Raw genomic sequence first — 22,084 nt, 5'->3', positions numbered from 1 at the left:
CCTGATGGGTGTTCTTTTTTTGTGTGTAATTATCTTTGCTGGACTCTTCTTTTTATTGAAAATGCAGATATGCGTCACTTCTCGCATTGATGCGCCAGAATCAAATTATATGCGCCATTCCTCATCTCTCCCTCTGTTTTAATAGTCGATTTCATTCTCCGAAAAGAAGAATTGTGCCAAATGTAAGAAACATGCTAGATAAAACGAAACTTCTGCTGGATATTATCAAAAACCTGTTAGATAAATCTCCAAACATGCAAGATAAATTTCCAAACCTGTCAGATAAACTGCACCGATGCAGCACCAAAGAATCTAAAAACTGCACACATCCCAGCAGCTCAATCCAGCTTTGCCATCCCCGCTCCAAAGACCAATCAGCCCATACACATCAGCTGTCATCCAAAAACTTTCCACAACCAAGCACAAACCCGCCCATCCAAAAATATATTGTTATCGACATTAACTTCCATTATCAGGTTTGGGAAGTCAAAAAATGGGGGAAAATTATTAATACCCGCCAATTGCAAGAAATTACATAAATCATGTATAATTAATGTCAAATATAGTCAAAGTCAGATAGGGGGAGGCCTGGTGAGAAATATATCCGACATAATTGAAAATTATCTCAAACAGGTTTTAGAGAAGAGTGAAAGGGAAATCGTGGAAATTAAAAGAAGCGAAATCGCTGACAAATTCCAGTGTGTTCCTTCTCAGATCAATTATGTGATCAACACCCGTTTCACGATTGAAAAAGGTTATGCAGTAGAAAGCAAGCGGGGAGGCGGGGGCTTCATCCGGATTATGAAAGTCCAGTCCTATGACCATGCTGATTTGATTGACCAGTTAATATCTTTGGTGCAGAGCAGGATTGCCCAGAGCAGTGCGGAGAATGTCATCTACCGTCTGGTAGAAGAAGAGATTATAACACACAGGGAAGCTAAAATAATGCTTAGTGTTATAGACCGTTCTGTTCTGTATATTGATCTTCCTTTCAGAGATGAGCTGAGGGCAAGAATGCTTAAGGCAATGTTGACCACTTTGAAATATAAATAGTAGTGAGCTGGAGAGGTGAAGTCATGATTTGTCAGGAATGTAATCAAAGGCCGGCCACGCTGCATTTTACAAAGGTTGTAAATGGCGAGAAAGCAGAGTTTCATCTTTGTGAGAAATGCGCACAGGAAAAAGGTGAAATGTTTATGCTGGGCAGCGGGTCCGGTTTTTCAATAAATAACTTGCTTGCTGGCCTTTTAAATATTCAGCCTTCCTTTCAGGGATCGGGCCAGGATCCTTTTCAGCAGGAGAAGGTTTTGCAGTGTGAGCAATGCTCCCTGACCTTTCAGCAGTTTATTAAAGTTGGCCGTTTTGGATGCGCCAGCTGCTATGAGACTTTTAAAGATCAATTAAACCCTATTCTTAGAAGGCTGCACAGCGGGAATTCCTCACACAGCGGGAAAATTCCGGCCAGAATCGGGGGAACCATTCATTTGCGCAGGAATATTGATGATTTAAAAAATCATTTAAAAGAAATGATTTCCAAAGAAGAGTTTGAGAGAGCGGCAGAATTGAGAGATGAAATAAGGAACTTGGAAAAACAGCTCAATGCCGATCAAAAGGGAGGGGAGTAGCTTGTCGCTGGAACGTTTCATAAATCAAGCTATCAGCTCCTGGATGAGTGCGGAAGGCCCTGATTCCGATATTGTATTAAGCTCACGAATCAGACTCGCCCGCAATATAAAGCAATTTAAATTCCCTACCTTATTTTCAAATGAAGAAGCAGAAGCAGTCATTGAAAAAATAAAGGCAAGGGTGGAGCACTCTTCGTTTTCAAAACTTGGGGAAATGGAGCTTTTATTAATGGATAACCTTCAGCCTCTTCAAAAAAGAGTGCTGATGGAAAAGCATCTGATCAGCCCCCATCTTGCTGAGAATTCAACTCATGGTGCCTGCCTTCTTTCTGAAAATGAAGAAGTCAGCATCATGATTAATGAAGAAGACCATATAAGGATTCAATGCCTGTTTCCAGGGTTTCAGCTTTCTGAAGCCTTAAATATGGCAAATGAAATTGATGATTGGCTGGAAGAAGAAGCCGATTATGCATTTGATGAAGATATTGGCTTTTTAACAAGCTGCCCCACAAATGTAGGAACAGGGCTCAGGGCATCGGTTATGATGCATTTGCCAGGCCTCGTTCTCACACACCAAATGAACCGGATTATTCCGGCAATTAACCAGTTAGGTTTAGTTGTTAGAGGAATTTACGGGGAAGGCAGCGAAGCTTTAGGTAATATCTTTCAAGTTTCAAATCAGATCACTCTCGGAAAGTCAGAAGAAGATATCGCCGAGGATCTGAAAAGCGTTGTCAGTCAGCTGATTTCTCAGGAAAGATCGGCAAGGGAAGCATTAGCAAAGACTTCTAACATACAATTAGAAGATAGAGTCTTCCGCTCTTATGGCGTTTTATCAAACAGCCGGATCATTGAATCAAAGGAAGCGGCACAATGCTTGTCAGATGTTCGCCTGGGGATTGATATGCAGTACATCAAAAACATATCAAAGAATATATTGAATGAGCTGATGATCCTGACACAGCCCGGATTCCTGCAGCAATATGCAGGCGGGCCGCTCAGACCGCATGAACGTGATATCCGCAGGGCTTCACTAATTAGGGAAAGATTAAAAATGGAAGATCAAGAGTTGGGAGGATGAAATTATGATGTTCGGACGATTTACGGAAAGAGCTCAAAAAGTATTGGCGTTAGCACAGGAGGAAGCAATCCGTTTAGGACATAATAACATCGGAACAGAGCATATTCTGCTTGGGCTTGTACGCGAAGGTGAAGGAATTGCGGCTAAAGCTCTGTATGCTTTAGGCCTCGGCTCTGATAAGATCCAAAAAGAGGTTGAGAATTTAATTGGCAGGGGGCAGGATGCTTCCCAGACCATTCACTATACACCGCGTGCCAAGAAAGTGATCGAACTTTCCATGGATGAAGCAAGAAAGCTTGGGCATTCCTATGTAGGAACAGAACATATCCTGCTTGGCCTCATCCGTGAAGGCGAAGGAGTTGCTGCGAGGGTATTGAATAACCTTGGAGTCAGCCTCAATAAAGCGCGCCAGCAGGTGCTTCAGCTGTTAGGCAGCAATGAGTCCGGCAGCCATCAGGGAGGCTCCGCAGCCAATGCGAACACGCCGACCTTGGATGGATTAGCGCGTGACCTGACTGCTATTGCCAGAGAAGGAAGCCTCGATCCGGTTATTGGACGAAGCAAAGAAATTCAGCGTGTGATTGAAGTATTAAGCCGCAGAACGAAAAACAACCCGGTTCTCATTGGTGAGCCTGGTGTAGGTAAAACAGCCATTGCAGAGGGCCTTGCCCAGCAGATTATTAACAATGAAGTACCGGAGACTCTTCGCGATAAAAGGGTTATGACGCTTGATATGGGTACAGTGGTTGCCGGAACGAAGTATCGCGGTGAATTTGAAGACCGCCTGAAGAAGGTAATGGATGAAATCAGGCAGGCAGGAAACATCATTTTATTCATTGACGAGCTTCATACATTAATAGGTGCAGGTGGAGCAGAAGGGGCGATTGATGCTTCCAACATTCTAAAGCCATCTCTTGCCCGCGGCGAACTTCAGTGCATTGGTGCAACTACACTTGACGAATATAGAAAATACATTGAAAAAGATGCGGCACTTGAAAGAAGGTTCCAGCCTATTACGGTTGATGAGCCGACAGCCGAAGAATCTGTTCAAATTCTTGAGGGGCTGCGCGACCGTTACGAAGCCCATCACCGCGTAACCATTACAGATGCAGCGATTGAAGCGGCCGTAAAGCTGTCAGACCGCTACATTTCAGACCGCTTCCTTCCGGATAAGGCGATTGATTTAATTGATGAAGCGGGTTCTAAGGTAAGACTGCGCTCTTATACTACGCCTCCAAACCTGAAAGAGCTTGAGGTTAAGCTTGAGGATGTAAGAAAAGAGAAAGATGCTGCCGTTCAAAGCCAGGAATTTGAAAAAGCGGCTTCCTTAAGGGATACGGAGCAGCGCCTGCGTGAACAGCTGGAAGAAACGAAGAAAACATGGAAAGAAAAGCAGGGCAAAGAAAACAGTGAAGTGACGGTTGAGGACATTGCCAATGTGGTTGCCAGCTGGACTGGAATCCCTGTTTCGAAGCTTGCCCAAACTGAAACAGAAAAGCTTCTAAACCTGGAAGAAATCCTTCATTCCCGCGTAATCGGGCAGGAAGAAGCCGTTAAGGCCATTTCAAAGGCTGTCCGCCGTGCCCGTGCAGGCCTTAAAGATCCAAAGCGCCCGATTGGCTCATTTGTATTCCTTGGCCCGACTGGAGTTGGTAAAACTGAGCTGGCCCGTGCATTAGCAGAAGCTATGTTCGGTGACGAGGATGCGATGATCCGCATCGATATGTCAGAATACATGGAGAAGCACTCCACATCCCGTCTGGTAGGTTCTCCTCCAGGTTATGTAGGGTATGAAGAAGGAGGCCAATTAACCGAAAAAGTCCGCAGAAAACCATATTCTGTTGTGCTTCTCGATGAAATTGAAAAGGCCCACCCTGATGTATTCAATATCCTATTACAGGTATTGGAAGACGGAAGATTAACAGACTCGAAGGGAAGAACCGTCGATTTCCGCAATACTGTTCTGATTATGACTTCCAATGTTGGTGCTGAAGCACTTAAGCGGAACAAATACGTTGGCTTTAACATCCAGGATGGAGAACAGGATTACAAAGATATGAAAGGAAAGGTAATGGAAGAGATGAAGAAGTCCTTCCGTCCGGAATTCCTGAACCGTATCGATGAAATTATCGTTTTCCATGCATTGGAGAAAAAGCATCTTCAGGAAATCGTTTCGCTTATGTCTGATACCTTAACGAAACGTTTGAAGGAACAGGATATTACACTGGAATTGACAGACGCAGCCAAAGAAAAAATCTCGGTAGAGGGCTATGATCCTGAGTACGGAGCACGTCCGCTCCGCCGGGCCATTCAAAAGCATATTGAAGACCGTTTATCCGAAGAGCTGTTAAGAGGAACAGTCCTAACCGGGCAAAGCGTGGTAATCGATGTGAAGGATGGAGAATTTGTGGTGAGAACCGCAGAACCAAGCAGAACAGCAAACCTTCAAAAATAAGGTGTAACGGACCATATAATATAAGCATCAGATGATCACACACAGCAAAAAGGTACACGTCCCTGTTATACGTGTACCTTTTTGTACTCTTTCAGGCCATTTTTAAATGCAGCCTTAAAAGAGGCTTATTCAGCCGTTTTATGTTAATTTTAAGAGAGAAAAAGATATCTGGACAAAAACATTTTAAGACCCGTTGGAAAAGGGAATAGGAAGTAAACGCACTTCTTTCATCACTGGTTCTTCCACGCAAGGCCGGTAATAATAAGATTTTCCTTTACCGCGGCTGGTATGAATGTACAGAGAGGGGAAGAAGTATGGCTAAAAGAAAAACGAAATTCATGTGCCAGGAATGCGGCTATGAATCAGCGAAATGGATGGGAAAATGTCCGGGGTGCGGACAATGGAATACGATGGTGGAAGAGGTAGAGAAGCCTGCTTCAACGAGAAGAGGCGCTTTTGCACATTCACAGGGAACGGCCATAGCGGCAAAAGCTACGCCGATTACATCCATTGAAACAGTCAGCGAACCCCGCATACATACCGATTTAAAAGAATTAAACCGTGTCCTCGGGGGCGGGATTGTAAGAGGTTCCCTTGTTTTGATCGGTGGAGATCCGGGCATCGGGAAATCAACGCTTCTTCTTCAAGTGTCCTCACAGCTTGCGAACAGGAAGCATTCAGTCCTCTATATATCAGGGGAAGAATCCATGCGGCAGACGAAGCTGCGGGCTGACCGTTTGGGTGTTTCTTCAGACAGTCTGCTCGTTTATTCGGAAACCAGCCTTGAAGAAATCAGCAGAACGATTGAAACAGTCAACCCTGACTTTGTCATTATCGACTCCATACAGACGATTTTTCATCCGGAAGTGACATCGGCGCCGGGGAGCGTTTCCCAGGTTCGGGAATGTACCGCTGAACTGATGCGCATTGGCAAAACGAAGGGAATTGCCATTTTTATCGTAGGGCATGTTACAAAGGAGGGCTCCATTGCGGGTCCAAGACTTCTGGAGCACATGGTGGATACGGTTTTATACTTTGAAGGTGAACGCCATCATACATACCGGATTTTACGAGCTGTAAAAAACAGATTCGGGTCAACAAACGAGATGGGCATTTTTGAGATGAAGGAACTTGGGCTTGAAGAAGTAGCCAATCCATCTGAAATTTTCCTCGAAGAGCGGTCACAAGGGGCTGCCGGTTCAACAGTTGTTGCTTCCATGGAGGGGACGAGGCCTGTTCTTGTTGAAATTCAGGCGCTTATTTCCCCGACAAGCTTTGGAAATCCAAGACGAATGGCAACCGGGATCGATCATAACCGGGTCCCGCTCCTGATGGCCGTTTTGGAAAAACGGGTCGGAATGCTCCTGCAAAATCAGGATGCCTACTTAAAAGTCGCTGGCGGAGTAAAGCTTGATGAACCGGCAATTGATTTGGCCATAGCGGTCAGCATTGCGTCTAGCTTTCGGGATAAGCCGACAAAAGCAACAGACTGCATTATTGGAGAAGTAGGACTCACAGGCGAGGTCAGGAGAGTCTCTAGGATCGAACAAAGAGTGCAGGAGGCGGCCAAGCTGGGCTTTGAACGGGTCATCCTGCCGGCGAACAATCTTGGCGGCTGGAGCGCGCCGGGAGGCATCGAACTGATCGGAGTTAGCTCTGTTGGTGAAGCGCTAAAGGCTGCGTTAGGGGGATAAACATGGAGACTAAAAAAATGGGCGAAAAAACAATGAGTGAAATCCTTCGGTTCATGGCTCCGGGTACGCCTATCAGGGAAGGGATTGATAATGTTCTGCGCGCCAATACAGGCGGGCTGATTGTATTGGGCTCAAAAGAAAAGCTGAGCAACCTTGTTGATGGGGGTTTTCAAATTAATTGCCCATTTTCGCCAAGTTATCTGTATGAGCTGGCCAAGATGGATGGGGCTATTATTTTAAATGAAGAGGGGAACAAGATTCTGATTGCGAATGCCCAGCTTGCTCCTGATCCTGGTGTACCCTCTACGGAAACGGGCATGCGGCACCGCACGGCTGAGCGGGTTGCCCGGCAAACAGGAGCATTAGTGATTGCCATTTCTCAGAGACGCAATGTCATTACCCTTTATAAAGGGCATTCCCGCTATGCGCTGAGGGATATTGGCGTTATTTTAACGAAGGCGAATGTAGCCGTCCAGACACTTGAAAAATATAAGGTCGTTCTTGAACAGAGCATCGGCAATCTCAGCATCCTTGAATTTGAGGAGCTTGTTACCTACAGTGACATCCTGCATGTTTTTCATAATATCGAAATGGTTCTGCGCATTAAAAATGAGCTGCTCACCTATTTAAGTGAACTGGGGACAGAAGGAAGGCTGATCCGGCTCCAGATGAATGAGCTGCTGGTGGAGCTTGAACGGGAAGCAGAATGGATTATTAGAGATTATGCTCAATCAAAAGACATCGACTCCAGGGGGGTGCTTGTCAAACTACAGGTCCTTTCAAAAGGGGAAATGCTCGAAGACTCTGTCATTCTAAAGCTTCTCGGGTACAACGGTTATATTCACACGGAAGAATTTATATGCCCCCGCGGCTTCCGCATGCTGAATAAAGTTCCGCGCCTGCCGCCAATTATTATTGAAAATCTGATTAACCGGTTTGAAGAATTCCCAAATATCATCACGGCAAGTGTAGAGGAGCTCGATGAGGTGGAAGGAATCGGGGAAGTGCGGGCAAGAAAAATTAAAGAGGGACTCAAGCTCATAAAAGAGCAGGTTTTTGCGGATCGCCAGCTATAAAGAGACCATTGAACTATGTAATTGGTTATGCTAAAATGGTTGGTTAATTATTTGACAGTTTATTGCCAATGGTGCTACCCTTAAGGTGGATGAAAGTATTAATTAAAACAGGTCTTTTACTATCGTGAAATAATTATAAGGAACAAAATTGAAAATACCCCGGATTCAGGGTTTCAATTTTGTGAATTTGTTTATAATGAGTAAAAGGAGGTGAAGGAATGTTAAAACGTATTGTACAGGCATGCTTCCTTATTATTGGGGTAACGCTTGGAATATTCTTAATTCCTGACTTATTAAAATTAATCAGTTTAGATGGCATTCCTCTTTTAAACAATCCATACGTGTCCGCCATTTTAGGTGCTATTATTTTTTATCTTTTAACTTTTTGGGCGGTTGATCATGTCGTCAATTTCGTGAGATGGGCAGAAGAATCACTGGTAAAAGTACCTATAACAGATATTATTTTTGGAAGTGTCGGCCTGGTTTTTGGATTAGTCATTGCCTTTTTAATCGGATATGCCCTAAATGCGATTGAGGTGCCGATACTGAATACCGTTGCTCCCATTGTGCTAACGCTTATATTCGGCTACCTGGGATTTCAGGTTGGTTTTAAAAAGCGGGATGAGCTTCTAAGTTTATTTTCCAGCAAGAAAAAGAAGAGCAGTGAAGAAGAACTTGAGCCTGAAGCTGCACCTAAAAAATCACTCAAGATTCTTGATACAAGCGTTATTATCGATGGACGCATTGCTGATATCTGCCAGACTGGCTTTTTGGAAGGCACGATTGTCATTCCGCAGTTTGTGCTCGAAGAACTTCAGCATATTGCTGATTCATCAGATGTATTAAAGAGGAACCGCGGCAGACGGGGTTTGGATATATTAAACCGGATTCAAAAAGAGCTTTCGATTAATGTGGAAATCTATGAAGGCGATTTTGAAGAAATCCAAGAGGTGGACAGCAAGCTTGTGAAGCTGGCTAAGTTAACGAATGGCGTCGTTGTGACCAATGATTTTAACTTAAACAAGGTTTGTGAACTGCAAAAAGTGGCAGTCCTTAATATTAATGACCTGGCTAATGCGGTAAAACCGGTTGTGCTTCCAGGTGAAGAAATGAAGGTACAGGTAATAAAAGACGGCAAGGAACAGAATCAAGGGATTGCTTATCTGGACGACGGCACGATGATCGTGGTGGAAGAAGGCAGAAATTACATTGGCAAACATATTGATGTACTTGTCACAAGTGTTCTGCAGACATCAGCCGGAAGAATGATCTTTGCAAAACCTAAACTTCTGGAAAAAGCTTTATAATGTATGATGGAAAGTAGGACAGAATGTGCAGGGAGATTGATTTCCCTGCCTTTTTGCCTGCTTTTTTAACAAATAGAAAGTATAAAATTTTAAACGTCGATAAGTGTCTAGCTCCAGCGCCTACCCCCTCGAGGTCACAAGCTTGTCCAGTTGCGGCTCCTAGGAACTCGAGACATAAGCCAATCCCTTCCAGAAGGAAAGAACACCTTCTTGCAGGGCTCGTCTTATGCTTGTCGTCCCTGCGCAGTCGCCTCCACCTTTCGGGCAATCCACCCAAAAAGGCAAAGAACGCCTTTTTGGGAGGCTCGTCTTGTGCTTGTCGGGGGTGACCAAGGCGCTTGCGCTTTTCTAAAAAGAGGAGTCAAAAATATGAATTATCAAGTGATTCTCCCGGCAGCCGGGCAGGGGAAACGAATGGGAGCCGGAAGGAATAAGCTTCTTCTGGAAATTGGGGATGTCCCTGTGTTTATACATACGTTAAAAGTTTTTGAGAGTGACCCGGAGTGCACGGGCATTGTTCTGGCCATTAATCCTCAGGATGAGGAAGAAATGCGCACTCTCTTAAAACAGCATCAGATAAAGAAGGTGGCTGCTATGGTTGAAGGCGGCAGGGAAAGGCAGCATAGCGTCTATAATGCGGCCAAGGCAGCTTCGGGTGAGGAAGTAGTGCTGGTTCATGACGCTGCCCGCCCTTTTATTACACGGGATTTACTGCAGCCTCTGGTGAAAGCAGCCTGGGAAAAAGGAGCTGCTGTTCTCGCAGTGCCGCTGAAGGATACCGTTAAAAAAGCTGACGGGCATTTAATTACAGAAACACTTGAACGTTCCTGCCTGTGGGCTGTTCAAACTCCACAGGCCTTTCGTGTTTCTTCCCTGCTTGAAGCACACCGCAAGGCAGACGGAGACGGCTTTTTAGGAACAGATGATGCGAGCCTCGTGGAGCGGTTAGGGAATGAAGTGGTGATTGTTGAGGGAAGTTACGATAATATTAAGCTGACTACGCCGGAAGATATTTATTTTGCGGAAGCAATTATAAAGAAAAGAAGTCATATGTAAAGGGGATTGTTATCATGTTTCGGATTGGACAAGGTTTTGATGTTCATCAGTTTGCTGAAGGACGACCGCTGATTATCGGGGGTATTGAAATACCATATGAGAAAGGGCTTTTAGGGCATTCAGATGCAGATGTCCTGCTGCATACAGTGGCAGATGCCTGCCTTGGGGCCATTGGAGAAGGAGACATTGGACGGCATTTTCCTGATACCGATCCTGAATTCAAGGATGCCGATTCGGCAAAGCTGCTGCAGCATGTATGGGGAATCGTAAAAGAAAAAGGGTATGAGCTGGTTAATGCAGACTGCACCATCATTGCCCAGAAGCCGAAGATGGCTCCTCATATCGGTAAAATGCAGGAGCGGATTGCAGAGCTTCTGGAAACCGAAAAAGAAAATATTAATGTGAAAGCAACAACTACAGAAAAACTTGGCTTTACAGGACGGGGAGAGGGAATCGCCTCCCAGGCCGCTGTTTTGCTGAAAAAGATAGAGAACCGTTAAAATTACCTTTCAGAAGAAAAACCTGAGTGTTAAAATATAGCTTACGATAAACTCAAGATTCAAGATTTTAAGGAGGCAGTCAGTATGTCAAATGAAATCCGCGTCCGCTACGCTCCGAGTCCGACTGGGCATTTGCATATCGGAAATGCGAGAACGGCGCTTTTTAACTATTTGTTTGCAAGAAGCAAAGGCGGAAAGTTCATCATCCGCATTGAGGATACAGATAAAAAACGTAATATTGAAGGCGGCGAGGAAAGCCAGCTTCATTATTTAAAATGGCTCGGCATGGATTGGGACGAAAGCATTGACAGGGAAGGCGAATATGGCCCGTACCGCCAATCTGAAAGAAATCATATCTATGAAACCTACTATAAGGAATTGCTCGAAAAAGGGCATGCCTATAAATGCTATTGTACGGAAGAGGAGCTTGAAGCAGAGCGTGAAGCTCAATCTGCAAAAGGCGATACTCCTGCTTACTCTGGAAAATGCCGCCACCTGACAGAGGAAGAAAGAGCTGCACTTGAAGCTGAAGGCAGAAAGCCCAGCATCCGCTTCCTGGTGCCAAAAGGCAAGATGTTGACATTCAATGATATGGTAAAAGGGGAAGTGTCATTCGAGTCTGATGGATTTGGCGATTATGTCATCGTTAAGAAAGACGGCACACCTACCTACAATTTTGCCGTAGCAGTGGATGATCACCTGATGAAAATTTCCCATGTTCTGCGCGGGGATGACCATATTTCCAATACGCCTAAACAGCAGATGATTTATGAAGCATTGGGCTGGGACCTTCCGGTGTTTGGACATATGACTTTGATTGTCAATGAAAGCCGCAAAAAACTGAGCAAGCGCGACGAGACGATCATCCAGTTCATTGAACAATATGAAGAGCTCGGCTACTTGCCGGAAGCACTCTTTAACTTTATTGCTCTACTTGGCTGGTCTCCTGCAGGGGAGGAAGAGATTTTCTCAAAAGAAGAATTCATCGATATCTTTGATGAAAACCGCCTTTCAAAGTCTCCTGCCCTTTTCGATAAGCAGAAGCTTGAATGGATGAATAACCAGTACATGAAGAAGCTTGATCAGGAGCGATTGGTGTCCATTTCAGCCCCTCACCTGGTGAAGGCAGGGAAGATCAGCGGAAACTGGCAGCAGGAAAACGAAGAGTGGGTTAATAGCCTGATCACTCTTTACCAGGAAAAAATGAGCTTTGGCGCTCAGATTGTCGAGCTTTCTGAACTGTTCTTTACAGAGGAAATGACCGTTGATGAAGAAGCGAAGGAAGTTCTGGCTGAAGAGCAGGTTCCTGAGGTGCTGACTGCATTCCTGCAGGAAATTGATGCACTTGCAGAATTCAAAGCAGATGAAATTAAAGCGGCTATGAAGGCTGTGCAGAAATCAACAGGCCACAAGGGCAAAAAGCTCTTCATGCCTATCCGTTCCGCAACGACCGGCCAAACCCATGGACCGGATCTGCCGCAGGCAATCGAGCTTTTAGGAAAAGAAAAAGTAAAAACTCGATTAATGAGCATTATTGGTTAACATCTTGGAGAAAATGTAATATAGTATTAAGTAAATTATTCTATATTGAAAAGTGTTGAAGAGGAAAAGTAAGAAAAAAGATGCTTTTTAGAGAAAACCATCACCGGCTGAAAGTGGTTTAAGCCTCTCTTTATTCTGAAGTGCGCCTCTGAGCCTCAATTCGAACGGACGCCAAGCTTCCAAGTAGATTTGAGCGGAAACTTATCCGTTAACAAGTTAAAGTTGAGGCTGTTTAAGCCTAAACAGAGTGGAACCGCGCGTAAAGCGTCTCTGTCCGATTGTGGCAGAGACGCTTTTTTTATATGCAAAACCTGCAAGAAATCAGTATATGAGAAAAATATTTATTAAAAAGAAGATCTATGCCAGGAGGGGAAATGAACCATGTTTGCAAGAATGAAGGAAGATATCGAAGTGGTATTTGAACAGGATCCGGCAGCAAGAAGTTATTTGGAAGTAATATTAACCTACTCAGGATTACATGCTGTCTGGTCACACCGCATTGCCCACGCACTTTTTAAGCGGAAGTTTTATTTTCTTGCAAGAGTGGTTTCCCAGATCAGCCGCTTTTTCACAGGAATTGAAATTCATCCGGGAGCAAAGATCGGCAGACGCTTTTTTATCGACCATGGCATGGGGGTTGTCATCGGGGAAACGTGTGAAATCGGTGATAATGTTACAGTTTTTCAGGGTGTGACACTGGGAGGAACCGGGAAGGAAAAAGGCAAGCGCCATCCTACCATTAAGGACAATGCGCTGATTGCAACCGGTGCGAAGGTTTTGGGCTCTATTACAATTGGCGAAAATTCTAAGGTGGGTGCAGGCTCTGTTGTTCTTCATGAGGTTCCGCCTAATTCAACAGTAGTCGGGATTCCTGGAAGGGTGAAAATCCGGGATGGTGTGAAAATTAGCAAGGATTTAAATCATTGTGATCTTCCCGATCCAATTGCAGACCGGTTTAAGGAACTGGAAGGGGAGCTGCGGGAATTAAAAACGGAAGTGGAAACATTGAGGAAAGAAAGGAGCCAGATTCATGGCCATTCAAATCTATAATACACTTACTCGTCAAAAAGAGGATTTTATTCCCTTGGAAGAGGGAAAAGTGAAAATGTATGTGTGCGGGCCAACCGTTTATAACTATATCCATATAGGGAATGCCCGCCCGCCGATTGTATTTGATACCGTAAGAAGATATCTTGAGTTCCGCGGCTTCGATGTACAGTATGTCTCCAATTTTACAGATGTGGATGATAAGCTGATCCGCGTGGCCAACGAATTAGGAACGGATGTTCCAGCAGTTGCAGAACGGTTCATTAATGCCTATTTTGAAGACGTTTCTGCGCTCGGCTGCAGAAGGGCTGATGTCCACCCGAGAGTGACAGAAAGCATCGATATCATTATTGAATTTATCCAGACATTGATTGATAAAGGCTTTGCGTATGAATCAGAGGGAGATGTCTATTACCATACCCGGAAATTTGATGAGTACGGCAAGCTTTCTCATCAGTCCATTGATGAATTGCGAGTCGGCGCCCGCATTGCCGTCGGCGAGAAGAAACAGGACTCCCTTGACTTTGTTCTTTGGAAAGCGGCGAAGGAAGGGGAAATCGCGTGGGAGAGTCCTTGGGGGCAAGGAAGACCCGGATGGCATATCGAATGCTCCGCGATGGCGAAGAAATACCTTGGGGACATGATTGACATCCATGCCGGCGGTCAGGATCTGGCCTTCCCGCATCATGAAAATGAAATTGCCCAGTCGGAAGCACTGACAGGAAAAACCTTCGCCCGCTACTGGATGCACAACGGGTATATTAATATCGACAACGAAAAAATGTCCAAATCACTGGGGAATTTCGTCCTGGTTCATGACATTATCCAAAAGCATGACCCGCAGGTTTTAAGGTTTTTCATGCTGTCGGTTCATTACAGGCATCCGATCAACTACAGTGATGAGCTTCTGGAAAACACCCGGACAGGGCTTGAGCGCATTAAAACGTCTTATCACAATTTGCAGCACCGCAGAGAAGCAAGTGTGAACCTGACCGATAATAATCAGGAGTGGCTGGATAAAATTACAGCACTTCATGAGCAATTCATTCAAGATATGGATGATGATTTTAACACAGCGAATGCTGTATCCATTTTGTTCGAACTGTCTAAGCTTGCGAATTATTATCTGATGGAGAAAAACACAGCTGTGGAAGTGATCGATGCTTTCACGAAAAAATTTGAAACACTGTTTGATGTATTGGGGCTTTCACTTGAAGAGGCACATGCAGATCTTCTGGATGAAGAAATCGAGCAGCTGATTGAAGAGAGGCAGCAGGCCAGAAAAGAGCGAAACTTCGAACTGGCAGATAAAATCCGTGATCAGCTGAAAGAAATGAATATTATCCTTGAAGATACACCGCAGGGAATCAGATGGAAAAGAGGCTAAGCAATGCTTCACTATGATAAAAAAGTAGATGAAAAACAATTGAATAGTCTTGCCTTGGCGTATATGGGAGATGCAGTATTTGAGACCTATATACGCCACCATCTCCTTCAAAATGGACGGGTTCGGCCTCACTTTCTTCATAAGGAGGCGACCCGGTATGTTTCTGCAAAAGCCCAGTCCCTGATCATTCATGAATTAATAGACGCTGAACGGCTGACAGAAGAAGAATTGGCGGTCGTCCGCAGGGGGCGGAATGCCAAGTCCGGTTCGGTGCCGAAAAATACAGATGTCCAAACATACAGATACAGCACAGCTTTTGAATCTCTGATCGGCTATCTGTTTTTAGCGAAAAGACAGGAGCGGATGGAAGAGCTGATTATGGAATCCATAGATTTAGTTGAGAAAAAGAAAGGAGGAGCGGTAAAATGAGCCAGGATTTTATCATTGGGAAGAATCCCGTCATTGAAGCATTGAAGTCAGAGAGGGATATTAATAAGATTTTTATTGCTGAAGGTTCGCAAAGCGGGCAGATGCAGCAGGTAATCGGTTTGGCGAAGTCCGCCGGGGTGCTGGTCCAGTTTGTACCCAAGAAAAAAATAGATGGGATGGCAGAGGGAAATCATCAAGGCGTCATCGCACAGGTTGCTGCCTATCAATACGCAGAAATTGACGATTTGTTTGCTGCTGCAGAAAAGAAAAACGAAGCACCGTTCTTCTTGCTTCTGGATGAGATAGAAGATCCGCATAATCTTGGGTCCATCATGAGAACGGCAGATGCAGTAGGGGCACACGGAATTGTTATTCCGAAGAGGAGAGCGGTCGGGCTGACAGCAACGGTAGCTAAAGCTTCAACAGGTGCGATCGAGTATATTCCGGTTGTCCGTGTTACCAATATGGCGAGAACGATTGATGAATTAAAAGAAAGAGGCGTCTGGATCGCCGGTACGGATGCAAAAGGGAAACAGGACTACCGCCAGATGGATGGAGCGATGCCTTTAGGTCTTGTGATTGGCAGTGAAGGTAAAGGAATGGGCCGCCTGATACGTGATAAATGCGACTTCCTCATTAACCTGCCGATGGCTGGACATGTTACTTCCCTTAACGCATCAGTTGCGGCTGCACTGCTCATGTATGAGGTTTATCGGAAACGTCACCCGCTTGAGGGATAAAAATGGACATCCTTCTTGTTGACGGATACAACATAATTGGTGCTTGGCCGGAACTCAGGGAACTCAAAGACAAGGATTTATCATCTGCCAGAGACCGACTGATTGAAAAAATGGCCGAGTACCAGGGATATTCCGGGTACAGAGTGATTGTCGTGTTTGATGCCCACTATGTAAAGGGCACGGAAAAAAAGTTTAAGAATTCAAAGATCGAAGTTATTTTTACGCGGAATAATGAAACGGCCGATGAACGCATCGAAAAACTGGCTATCGATCTCAGTAATATTAAAACTCAAATTCATGTAGCAACCTCCGATTTCACAGAGCAGTGGGTCATATTTGGCCAGGGCGCGTTAAGGAAATCAGCGAGGGAGCTTCTGAATGAAATGAATCTGATTGAAAGCAGCATCGAAAAAAAAGTAAAAAAAATTCAGGAGAAAAAGCCAGTTTCCAAGATACCTCTCAGTGATGAAGTGGCAGAAATTTTTGAAAAATGGCGCAGAGGAGGCCAATGAGCGGTTGACGCTTGAAAAAACCGTGCTGTATAATGTTTCTAACCATGCTTGTACGGTCGGGGGGATCCTAGTGAGTGCTGACTTCAAGACAATCGACGAAAATCTTATAGACTTTATGCAGCTTGAGGACGAAGAAATAGTGGAGCTCGTTCATAAGGGCGAGAGTGAGGCGCTGGATTATCTTATTCATAAGTACCGCAACTTTGTCCGGGCAAAAGCAAGATCCTATTTTTTGATTGGCGCAGATAAAGAAGATATTGTACAAGAGGGAATGATCGGCTTATACAAGGCGATCCGTGACTTTAAAGAGGACAAGCTGTCTTCATTTAAAGCGTTTGCCGAGCTGTGCATCACCAGGCAAATCATAACCGCCATTAAGACGGCGACCCGCCAAAAGCATATTCCGCTGAACTCATATGTGTCTCTGGACAAGCCCATTTATGATGAGGAATCGGACAGAACGCTTATGGATGTTATCTCTGGGGCGAAGGTTATGGACCCTGAAGAGCTGATTATCAACCAGGAAGAATTTGATCATATTGAAGTGAAAATGTCCGAGCTTTTGAGTGACCTTGAACGCAAGGTGCTTGCTCTTTATCTGGATGGGCAGTCCTATCAGGAAATTTCTGAAGAACTGAACCGTCATGTTAAATCGATTGACAATGCTCTTCAGCGGGTGAAAAGAAAGCTTGAAAGATATCTGGAAGTGCGTGAATTTTCACTTTAGACATAATTTCCCAACACTATGCTTTTTTTGCAGTTATTGACATGTTTTAGGGTGCGTGTTAAAGTTTTAAGGGCGTAATGTGACTTAGTAGGTGGAAATATGACAAAAAAAGTGATTTTGGCTTGCTCCGTATGTGGTTCCAGGAACTATTCCACTGCGGGAAAAAATGATGCTGTACGGCTGGAATTGAAGAAATTCTGCAGCACATGCAGTGCTCATACGATCCATAAAGAAACAAAGTGATTATATAGATAAGAAGTTTGTTCTTTTAATAGACTGAAGCTGAGTGTTTTATGCAGATTTGAAGCCGCTTTCGCTTCTTGTTAAAGGATATATCTTTTGAAAGTTGGGGGTTACGAAATGCAGCGCATCGTGAATTTTTTCCGTGAAGTTGGCCGGGAAATGAGAAAGGTCAGCTGGCCTAAACGCAAAGAGCTGACAAGCTATACTGTTACCGTTCTTGCTACAGTTACGTTCTTCGCTCTGTTTTTTGCAGTGATTGACCTGGGAATTTCTGAATTGATTCGTATAATTCTTGAATAACCCCTGAGTTTCCATGGTATAATGGAGAATAACACAGGAAACATTTGCAAAGCCCGGAAACGGGTTTTTTAATTTGGAGAAAAATAATAAATTGGAATACAGGGAGGGAAGGACGAACAAGTCCTCGTGAATGGAAAAGAATTGGTATGTTGTTCATACGTACTCCGGCTACGAAAATAAAGTGAAAGCCAATCTGGAGAAACGTGTTGAATCAATGGGTATGCAAGATAAGATCTTTCGGGTGGTAGTCCCGGAAGAGGAAGAAACAGAATTGAAGAACGGCAAGAAAAAAGTAGTGAAGCGCAAGGTCTTCCCTGGTTATGTACTGGTAGAAATCGTGATGACAGATGATTCCTGGTATGTAGTAAGAAATACTCCGGGTGTAACCGGCTTCGTAGGTTCGGCAGGTTCAGGCTCAAAGCCGACTCCGCTATTGCCTGAGGAAGTTACTCATATTCTTAAGCATATGGGTGTTGAAGAAGCCCGCTTTGATATCAACTTTGAGATCGGCGAAACTGTTAAGGTGAACGAAGGTCCGTTTGCGAACTTCACAGGCTCGATTGAAGATATTGATAAAGATAAGGCAAAGATTAAAGTGCTTGTGAACATGTTTGGCCGTGACACTCCGGTTGAACTTGATTTTTCACAGATTGAAAAACTGTAAGAATCAGTCTTCTGTGAAAGTACTTTTATATATCTTTGTAAAAAAACTTGAAATTGGCTTTGAAAAGTGATAATATTTCAAAGGTCAGTATGTCTCGGACAAAGAGACTGGACAGTAGTTAAAAGTTCTTTATCTTAATATAAAGACTATAAGTTGAGTGGGAGGGAACTTTCCCTATTACCACATCACGGACTTTAAGGAGGTGTGTCTCGTGGCTAAAAAAGTAATCAAACTTGTAAAGCTGCAAATCCCTGCAGGTAAAGCGAACCCTGCACCACCGGTAGGACCGGCACTAGGTCAAGCAGGTGTTAACATCATGGGATTCTGTAAGGAATTTAACGCTCGCACAGCTGAACAAGCTGGCTTAATCATTCCTGTTGAAATCACGGTTTTTGAAGACCGTTCATTTACATTTATTACGAAAACTCCTCCTGCTGCAGTTCTTCTTAAGAAAGCGGCTGGAATCGAGTCTGGTTCTGGTGAACCAAACCGTAATAAAGTAGCAACAGTCAAGCGTGACAAGGTACGCGAGATTGCTGAAACAAAGATGCCTGATCTAAACGCTGCAAGCGTAGAAGCTGCAATGCGTATGGTTGAAGGTACTGCACGCAGCATGGGTATCGTTATCGAAGACTAATCCATGTATGAAGCAGATTTAGGGATGAGGTTGCGACGGTGAATTTGGTTTCACTCGCAACCTTTGTTCTGTCAAGAGCGGGCGCCTTAATGGGCGCCTCCGCTTTTACTGTCTAGCTGCGGCGCCTAGCCCCTCGAGGTCATATGCCAATCCTCCCGGAAAGTTAAAGAACATCTTTCAGTGAGGCTTGTCATATACTTGTCGGGTCTGACCAAGGCGCCTCCGCTTTTAAACGTGGGAGGTTATTCCGCTAAAACCACAATCAAGGAGGAAATAAAAATGGCTAAAAAAGGTAAGAAGTACGCAGAAGCTGTGAAGCTTGTTGATTCTTCAAAAGCTTACCCGATTGCTGAAGCAATTGAACTTACGAAGAAAACTAATTTTGCAAAATTTGATGCAACTGTTGAGGTAGCATTCCGCCTTGGAGTTGACCCTAAGAAAGCTGACCAGCAAATCCGTGGAGCGGTTGTTCTTCCAAACGGAACTGGTAAAACTCAGCGAGTTCTAGTATTCGCTAAAGGCGAAAAAGCGAAAGAAGCAGAAGCTGCTGGAGCAGATTTCGTAGGCGATTCTGAATACATCAACAAAATCAGCCAAGGCTGGTTCGACTTTGATGTAATCGTTGCTACGCCTGACATGATGGGTGAAGTTGGTAAACTTGGCCGCGTATTAGGACCTAAAGGCTTAATGCCAAACCCTAAGACTGGCACAGTTACTTTTGACGTTCAAAAAGCAGTTAACGAAATCAAAGCAGGTAAAGTTGAATACCGTGTTGACAAAGCTGGTAACATCCACGTGCCAATCGGTAAAGTATCTTTCGAAGACGAAAAGCTTGTTGAAAACTTCAACACGATTTTCGACACAATGATGAAAGTGAAGCCTGCTGCTGCTAAAGGAACTTACATGAAGAACGTTTCTGTTACTTCTACAATGGGACCTGGCGTAAAAGTAGATCCATCATCTGTTGCAGTTAAATAATACCAATTGACATTCTGAAATACATGCTGTAATATGTATTTTGTTGTTAAAATATAATAACATTTGTGCCGTAGACAGCAGGTGCTTAATTGCTTAATTTCCTGCCGAGGTATTACGATAGAATTGCTTTTTCTTGCTATTGTATACTTCCTCCATGTCTGCAAAGTCGTGGAGGTTTTTTATTGAACGGTATGAATGTAGAAAATTCTACAGGAGGTGTAAGGATGAGCAGCATTATCGAACAAAAGAAACAAATCGTAGACGAAATTGCTGATAAGCTTAAATCAAGTTTATCAACAGTTGTTGTTGACTACCGTGGTCTTACTGTTGCTGAAGTTACTGAACTTCGTAAACAGCTTCGTGAAGCTGGCGTGGAATTCAAAGTATACAAGAATTCAATGACTCGCCGTGCTGCTGAAGCTGCTGAACTTTCCGGTTTAAACGAGTCTTTAACTGGACCTAACGCAATCGCGTTCAGCACAGAAGATGTAGTTGCTCCAGCGAAAATCCTTAATGATTTCGCGAAAAAGCATGAAGCACTTGAAATTAAAGCAGGTGTAATCGAAGGAAATATCGCTTCAGTAGAAGATGTCAAAGCTCTTGCTGAACTACCATCACGCGAAGGCTTGCTTTCTATGCTACTCAGCGTACTTCAAGCACCTATCCGCAATCTTGCTCTTGCTGCAAAAGCTGTTGCAGATCAAAAAGAAGAACAAGGCGCGTAAGTTAATTTTAGCGTTAAACTAATAGATTCAAACCAAAAATAAGGAGGAAACATAATCATGACTAAAGAACAAATCATTGAAGCAGTTAAATCTATGACTGTTTTAGAACTAAACGACTTAGTAAAAGCTATTGAAGAAGAATTTGGTGTAACTGCTGCTGCTCCTGTAGCAATGATGGGCGGAGCTGCTGCTGGTGGCGCTGCTGAAGAGCAAACTGAATTTGACGTTGTTCTTGCTTCTGCAGGCGACCAAAAAATCAAAGTTATTAAAGTGGTACGTGAAATCACAGGTCTTGGACTTAAAGAAGCGAAAGAACTTGTTGACAACACTCCAAAAGCTCTTAAAGAAGGCGTTTCTAAAGAAGAAGCTGAAGAAGTTAAAGCTAAGCTTGAAGAAGTTGGAGCTGGCGTTGAAGTTAAGTAATAGCCTTTATGAAAAGTCCGCTGCTTAAGCGGGCTTTTTGTTTTGGGAAATTAAAAAAACAGCGAAATGTTTATAACTGTGGATGAACTTGTCTGCGTCTGGCTTCAGCAGTTACGGTTTTGTTATAACTTTTTGCTTTTTAATAGGCAATCCTATATAATTCCTTCGAAACCACATAATTTGTGATTCTCCTTTTATCTTCTTATATATACTCCTGGAGGTGATTTCATGTCTGAACACTACTATTCCAAAACACAGCAAGTTGATAGCAGCCCTAAAATCTGGAGCTATACACTAATGGGATTCCCATTCCGCTTTAAAACAGATAACGGTGTTTTTTCAAAGGGTGAAGTGGATTTTGGGTCTAAATTATTAATCGAGACATTTGAACAGCCGGAAGCGGATGGGAATATTCTCGATGTCGGCTGCGGATATGGACCTATCGGGCTGACTGCTGCAAAGCTTATGCCGGAACGGACTGTTCATATGGTTGATGTAAATGAGAGGGCGCTAGGCCTGGCGAAGGAAAATGCAGAATTGAACGGCATAAAAAATGTCCAAATCTATGAAAGTGACCGCCTTGAAAGTACGAAAGGCAATAAGTTTGCGGCTATCCTGACAAACCCGCCAATCCGCGCCGGGAAAAAGATAGTGCATGATATTTTTGAACAAAGCTTTGAGGCTCTGATATCGGGCGGAGAGCTATGGGTTGTCATCCAGAAAAAGCAGGGTGCACCATCTGCGATCGATAAACTGACAGAGTTATTCGGTGAAGTTGAGACGGCAGAAAAGAAAAAAGGCTATTTTATATTAAGAGCAAAAAAAGATTGACTTGACTTTTTTGCTATGATAGTATTGTAAAATGCCAACATATTATATTTCTATTTATAACTAAATTTATCTAATAGTTGTATAAATTTGGTTTTAATGGGAAAG

At 43.9% G+C, this 22,084-nt stretch carries 24 protein-coding genes and 2 other annotated features; all 24 genes read left to right on the top strand.

The window, feature by feature from the left end; translation table 11 throughout:
- The first annotated feature begins 588 nt into the window (after positions 1 to 588).
- The 24 genes from CE058_RS19650 to CE058_RS19535 all read left to right on the top strand — a co-directional run bounded on the left by CE058_RS19650 (position 589) and on the right by CE058_RS19535 (position 21,979).
- A complete protein-coding gene (locus tag CE058_RS19650) occupies positions 589 to 1,053 on the top strand; it encodes a CtsR family transcriptional regulator (protein ID WP_206697968.1) in 465 nt (154 codons plus the stop codon).
- Positions 1,054 to 1,076: 23 nt separating this feature from the next.
- Positions 1,077 to 1,625: a protein-arginine kinase activator protein McsA gene (gene mcsA, locus CE058_RS19645; protein WP_048011542.1), complete on the top strand. Its 549-nt coding sequence runs from the start codon at positions 1,077 to 1,079 to the stop codon at positions 1,623 to 1,625.
- Position 1,626: 1 nt separating this feature from the next.
- The gene (gene mcsB, locus CE058_RS19640; protein WP_048011541.1) at positions 1,627 to 2,706 is read left to right on the top strand and encodes a protein-arginine kinase McsB; all 1,080 of its coding nucleotides are present in this window, start codon (positions 1,627 to 1,629) and stop codon (positions 2,704 to 2,706) included.
- Positions 2,707 to 2,710: 4 nt separating this feature from the next.
- On the top strand, positions 2,711 to 5,161 hold the full coding sequence (clpC, locus tag CE058_RS19635; RefSeq protein WP_048011540.1) for an ATP-dependent protease ATP-binding subunit ClpC: 2,451 nt from the start codon (positions 2,711 to 2,713) through the stop codon (positions 5,159 to 5,161).
- Between the two features lie 314 nt (positions 5,162 to 5,475).
- Positions 5,476 to 6,855, top strand: coding sequence for a DNA repair protein RadA (radA, locus tag CE058_RS19630; RefSeq protein ID WP_035332338.1), 1,380 nt, complete (start codon positions 5,476 to 5,478; stop codon positions 6,853 to 6,855).
- Between the two features lie 2 nt (positions 6,856 to 6,857).
- Complete coding sequence (gene disA / locus CE058_RS19625; RefSeq protein ID WP_163144792.1) at positions 6,858 to 7,931, top strand: DNA integrity scanning diadenylate cyclase DisA; 1,074 nt, start codon at positions 6,858 to 6,860, stop codon at positions 7,929 to 7,931.
- Positions 7,932 to 8,149: 218 nt separating this feature from the next.
- Entirely contained in the window at positions 8,150 to 9,238 is a 1,089-nt protein-coding gene (locus CE058_RS19620) for a PIN/TRAM domain-containing protein (RefSeq protein WP_048011538.1), read from the top strand.
- 369 nt (positions 9,239 to 9,607) lie between these two features.
- Positions 9,608 to 10,294 (top strand): 2-C-methyl-D-erythritol 4-phosphate cytidylyltransferase, encoded by a 687-nt coding sequence (gene ispD, locus CE058_RS19615; protein ID WP_048011545.1) that lies wholly within the window; start codon positions 9,608 to 9,610, stop codon positions 10,292 to 10,294.
- A 14-nt stretch (positions 10,295 to 10,308) separates the two neighbouring features.
- Positions 10,309 to 10,794, top strand: coding sequence for a 2-C-methyl-D-erythritol 2,4-cyclodiphosphate synthase (gene ispF, locus CE058_RS19610; protein WP_048011536.1), 486 nt, complete (start codon positions 10,309 to 10,311; stop codon positions 10,792 to 10,794).
- 84 nt (positions 10,795 to 10,878) lie between these two features.
- Complete coding sequence (gene gltX / locus CE058_RS19605; protein ID WP_163144791.1) at positions 10,879 to 12,336, top strand: glutamate--tRNA ligase; 1,458 nt, start codon at positions 10,879 to 10,881, stop codon at positions 12,334 to 12,336.
- 46 nt (positions 12,337 to 12,382) lie between these two features.
- Positions 12,383 to 12,611, top strand: a binding site (T-box leader).
- Between the two features lie 106 nt (positions 12,612 to 12,717).
- On the top strand, positions 12,718 to 13,386 hold the full coding sequence (gene cysE / locus CE058_RS19600; protein WP_048011534.1) for a serine O-acetyltransferase: 669 nt from the start codon (positions 12,718 to 12,720) through the stop codon (positions 13,384 to 13,386).
- Positions 13,367 to 14,770: a cysteine--tRNA ligase gene (gene cysS / locus CE058_RS19595; protein ID WP_048011533.1), complete on the top strand. Its 1,404-nt coding sequence runs from the start codon at positions 13,367 to 13,369 to the stop codon at positions 14,768 to 14,770. Before cysE ends, cysS begins: the two co-directional genes overlap by 20 nt.
- Before the next feature lie 3 nt (positions 14,771 to 14,773).
- A complete protein-coding gene (locus CE058_RS19590) occupies positions 14,774 to 15,199 on the top strand; it encodes a Mini-ribonuclease 3 (protein ID WP_163144790.1) in 426 nt (141 codons plus the stop codon).
- The gene (rlmB, locus tag CE058_RS19585; protein ID WP_048011531.1) at positions 15,196 to 15,939 is read left to right on the top strand and encodes a 23S rRNA (guanosine(2251)-2'-O)-methyltransferase RlmB; all 744 of its coding nucleotides are present in this window, start codon (positions 15,196 to 15,198) and stop codon (positions 15,937 to 15,939) included. Before CE058_RS19590 ends, rlmB begins: the two co-directional genes overlap by 4 nt.
- Before the next feature lie 2 nt (positions 15,940 to 15,941).
- Positions 15,942 to 16,451 carry an NYN domain-containing protein gene (locus CE058_RS19580; protein ID WP_048011530.1) on the top strand — a complete coding sequence of 170 codons (510 nt, stop codon included), beginning with the start codon at positions 15,942 to 15,944 and terminating at the stop codon, positions 16,449 to 16,451.
- A gap of 70 nt (positions 16,452 to 16,521) precedes the next feature.
- Positions 16,522 to 17,178, top strand: a complete 657-nt coding sequence (gene sigH / locus CE058_RS19575) for an RNA polymerase sporulation sigma factor SigH (RefSeq protein ID WP_048011544.1) — start codon at positions 16,522 to 16,524, stop codon at positions 17,176 to 17,178.
- A gap of 99 nt (positions 17,179 to 17,277) precedes the next feature.
- A complete protein-coding gene (gene rpmG, locus CE058_RS19570) occupies positions 17,278 to 17,421 on the top strand; it encodes a 50S ribosomal protein L33 (protein WP_048011529.1) in 144 nt (47 codons plus the stop codon).
- Between the two features lie 117 nt (positions 17,422 to 17,538).
- Entirely contained in the window at positions 17,539 to 17,721 is a 183-nt protein-coding gene (gene secE, locus CE058_RS19565) for a preprotein translocase subunit SecE (protein ID WP_048011528.1), read from the top strand.
- A gap of 130 nt (positions 17,722 to 17,851) precedes the next feature.
- Positions 17,852 to 18,385 (top strand): transcription termination/antitermination protein NusG, encoded by a 534-nt coding sequence (gene nusG / locus CE058_RS19560; protein ID WP_048011527.1) that lies wholly within the window; start codon positions 17,852 to 17,854, stop codon positions 18,383 to 18,385.
- Positions 18,386 to 18,596: 211 nt separating this feature from the next.
- A complete protein-coding gene (rplK, locus tag CE058_RS19555; RefSeq protein WP_009336545.1) occupies positions 18,597 to 19,022 on the top strand; it encodes a 50S ribosomal protein L11 in 426 nt (141 codons plus the stop codon).
- Between the two features lie 279 nt (positions 19,023 to 19,301).
- Complete coding sequence (rplA, locus tag CE058_RS19550; RefSeq protein ID WP_035332316.1) at positions 19,302 to 20,000, top strand: 50S ribosomal protein L1; 699 nt, start codon at positions 19,302 to 19,304, stop codon at positions 19,998 to 20,000.
- Between the two features lie 50 nt (positions 20,001 to 20,050).
- Positions 20,051 to 20,190: a sequence feature (ribosomal protein L10 leader region), on the top strand.
- Positions 20,191 to 20,224: 34 nt separating this feature from the next.
- Positions 20,225 to 20,725 carry a 50S ribosomal protein L10 gene (gene rplJ, locus CE058_RS19545; RefSeq protein WP_048011526.1) on the top strand — a complete coding sequence of 167 codons (501 nt, stop codon included), beginning with the start codon at positions 20,225 to 20,227 and terminating at the stop codon, positions 20,723 to 20,725.
- 57 nt (positions 20,726 to 20,782) lie between these two features.
- The gene (gene rplL, locus CE058_RS19540; protein WP_048011525.1) at positions 20,783 to 21,148 is read left to right on the top strand and encodes a 50S ribosomal protein L7/L12; all 366 of its coding nucleotides are present in this window, start codon (positions 20,783 to 20,785) and stop codon (positions 21,146 to 21,148) included.
- 228 nt (positions 21,149 to 21,376) lie between these two features.
- Positions 21,377 to 21,979 carry a class I SAM-dependent methyltransferase gene (locus CE058_RS19535; protein WP_163144789.1) on the top strand — a complete coding sequence of 201 codons (603 nt, stop codon included), beginning with the start codon at positions 21,377 to 21,379 and terminating at the stop codon, positions 21,977 to 21,979.
- Positions 21,980 to 22,084: the final 105 nt, after the last annotated feature.

The sequence above is a fragment of the Bacillus sp. 22-7 genome (genome assembly GCF_010628845.1).
GTDB lineage: Bacteria > Bacillota > Bacilli > Bacillales > Cytobacillaceae > Cytobacillus > Cytobacillus firmus_B.
The sequence above is the reverse complement of the archived record's forward strand: the minus strand, read 5'-3'. Positions and strand labels throughout refer to the sequence as shown.

Bases quoted from the DNA above. Each gene is read 5' to 3' on its own strand.
- mcsA (WP_048011542.1), top strand. From the start codon at position 1,077: ATGATTTGTCAGGAATGTAATCAAAGGCCGGCCACGCTGCATTTTACA.
- clpC (WP_048011540.1), top strand. From the start codon at position 2,711: ATGATGTTCGGACGATTTACGGAAAGAGCTCAAAAAGTATTGGCGTTA.
- radA (WP_035332338.1), top strand. From the start codon at position 5,476: ATGGCTAAAAGAAAAACGAAATTCATGTGCCAGGAATGCGGCTATGAA.
- disA (WP_163144792.1), top strand. From the start codon at position 6,858: ATGGAGACTAAAAAAATGGGCGAAAAAACAATGAGTGAAATCCTTCGG.
- CE058_RS19620 (WP_048011538.1), top strand. From the start codon at position 8,150: ATGTTAAAACGTATTGTACAGGCATGCTTCCTTATTATTGGGGTAACG.
- ispD (WP_048011545.1), top strand. From the start codon at position 9,608: ATGAATTATCAAGTGATTCTCCCGGCAGCCGGGCAGGGGAAACGAATG.
- ispF (WP_048011536.1), top strand. From the start codon at position 10,309: ATGTTTCGGATTGGACAAGGTTTTGATGTTCATCAGTTTGCTGAAGGA.
- gltX (WP_163144791.1), top strand. From the start codon at position 10,879: ATGTCAAATGAAATCCGCGTCCGCTACGCTCCGAGTCCGACTGGGCAT.
- cysE (WP_048011534.1), top strand. From the start codon at position 12,718: ATGTTTGCAAGAATGAAGGAAGATATCGAAGTGGTATTTGAACAGGAT.
- cysS (WP_048011533.1), top strand. From the start codon at position 13,367: ATGGCCATTCAAATCTATAATACACTTACTCGTCAAAAAGAGGATTTT.
- CE058_RS19590 (WP_163144790.1), top strand. From the start codon at position 14,774: ATGCTTCACTATGATAAAAAAGTAGATGAAAAACAATTGAATAGTCTT.
- rlmB (WP_048011531.1), top strand. From the start codon at position 15,196: ATGAGCCAGGATTTTATCATTGGGAAGAATCCCGTCATTGAAGCATTG.
- CE058_RS19580 (WP_048011530.1), top strand. From the start codon at position 15,942: ATGGACATCCTTCTTGTTGACGGATACAACATAATTGGTGCTTGGCCG.
- rpmG (WP_048011529.1), top strand. From the start codon at position 17,278: ATGACAAAAAAAGTGATTTTGGCTTGCTCCGTATGTGGTTCCAGGAAC.
- secE (WP_048011528.1), top strand. From the start codon at position 17,539: ATGCAGCGCATCGTGAATTTTTTCCGTGAAGTTGGCCGGGAAATGAGA.
- nusG (WP_048011527.1), top strand. From the start codon at position 17,852: ATGGAAAAGAATTGGTATGTTGTTCATACGTACTCCGGCTACGAAAAT.
- rplA (WP_035332316.1), top strand. From the start codon at position 19,302: ATGGCTAAAAAAGGTAAGAAGTACGCAGAAGCTGTGAAGCTTGTTGAT.
- rplJ (WP_048011526.1), top strand. From the start codon at position 20,225: ATGAGCAGCATTATCGAACAAAAGAAACAAATCGTAGACGAAATTGCT.
- rplL (WP_048011525.1), top strand. From the start codon at position 20,783: ATGACTAAAGAACAAATCATTGAAGCAGTTAAATCTATGACTGTTTTA.
- CE058_RS19535 (WP_163144789.1), top strand. From the start codon at position 21,377: ATGTCTGAACACTACTATTCCAAAACACAGCAAGTTGATAGCAGCCCT.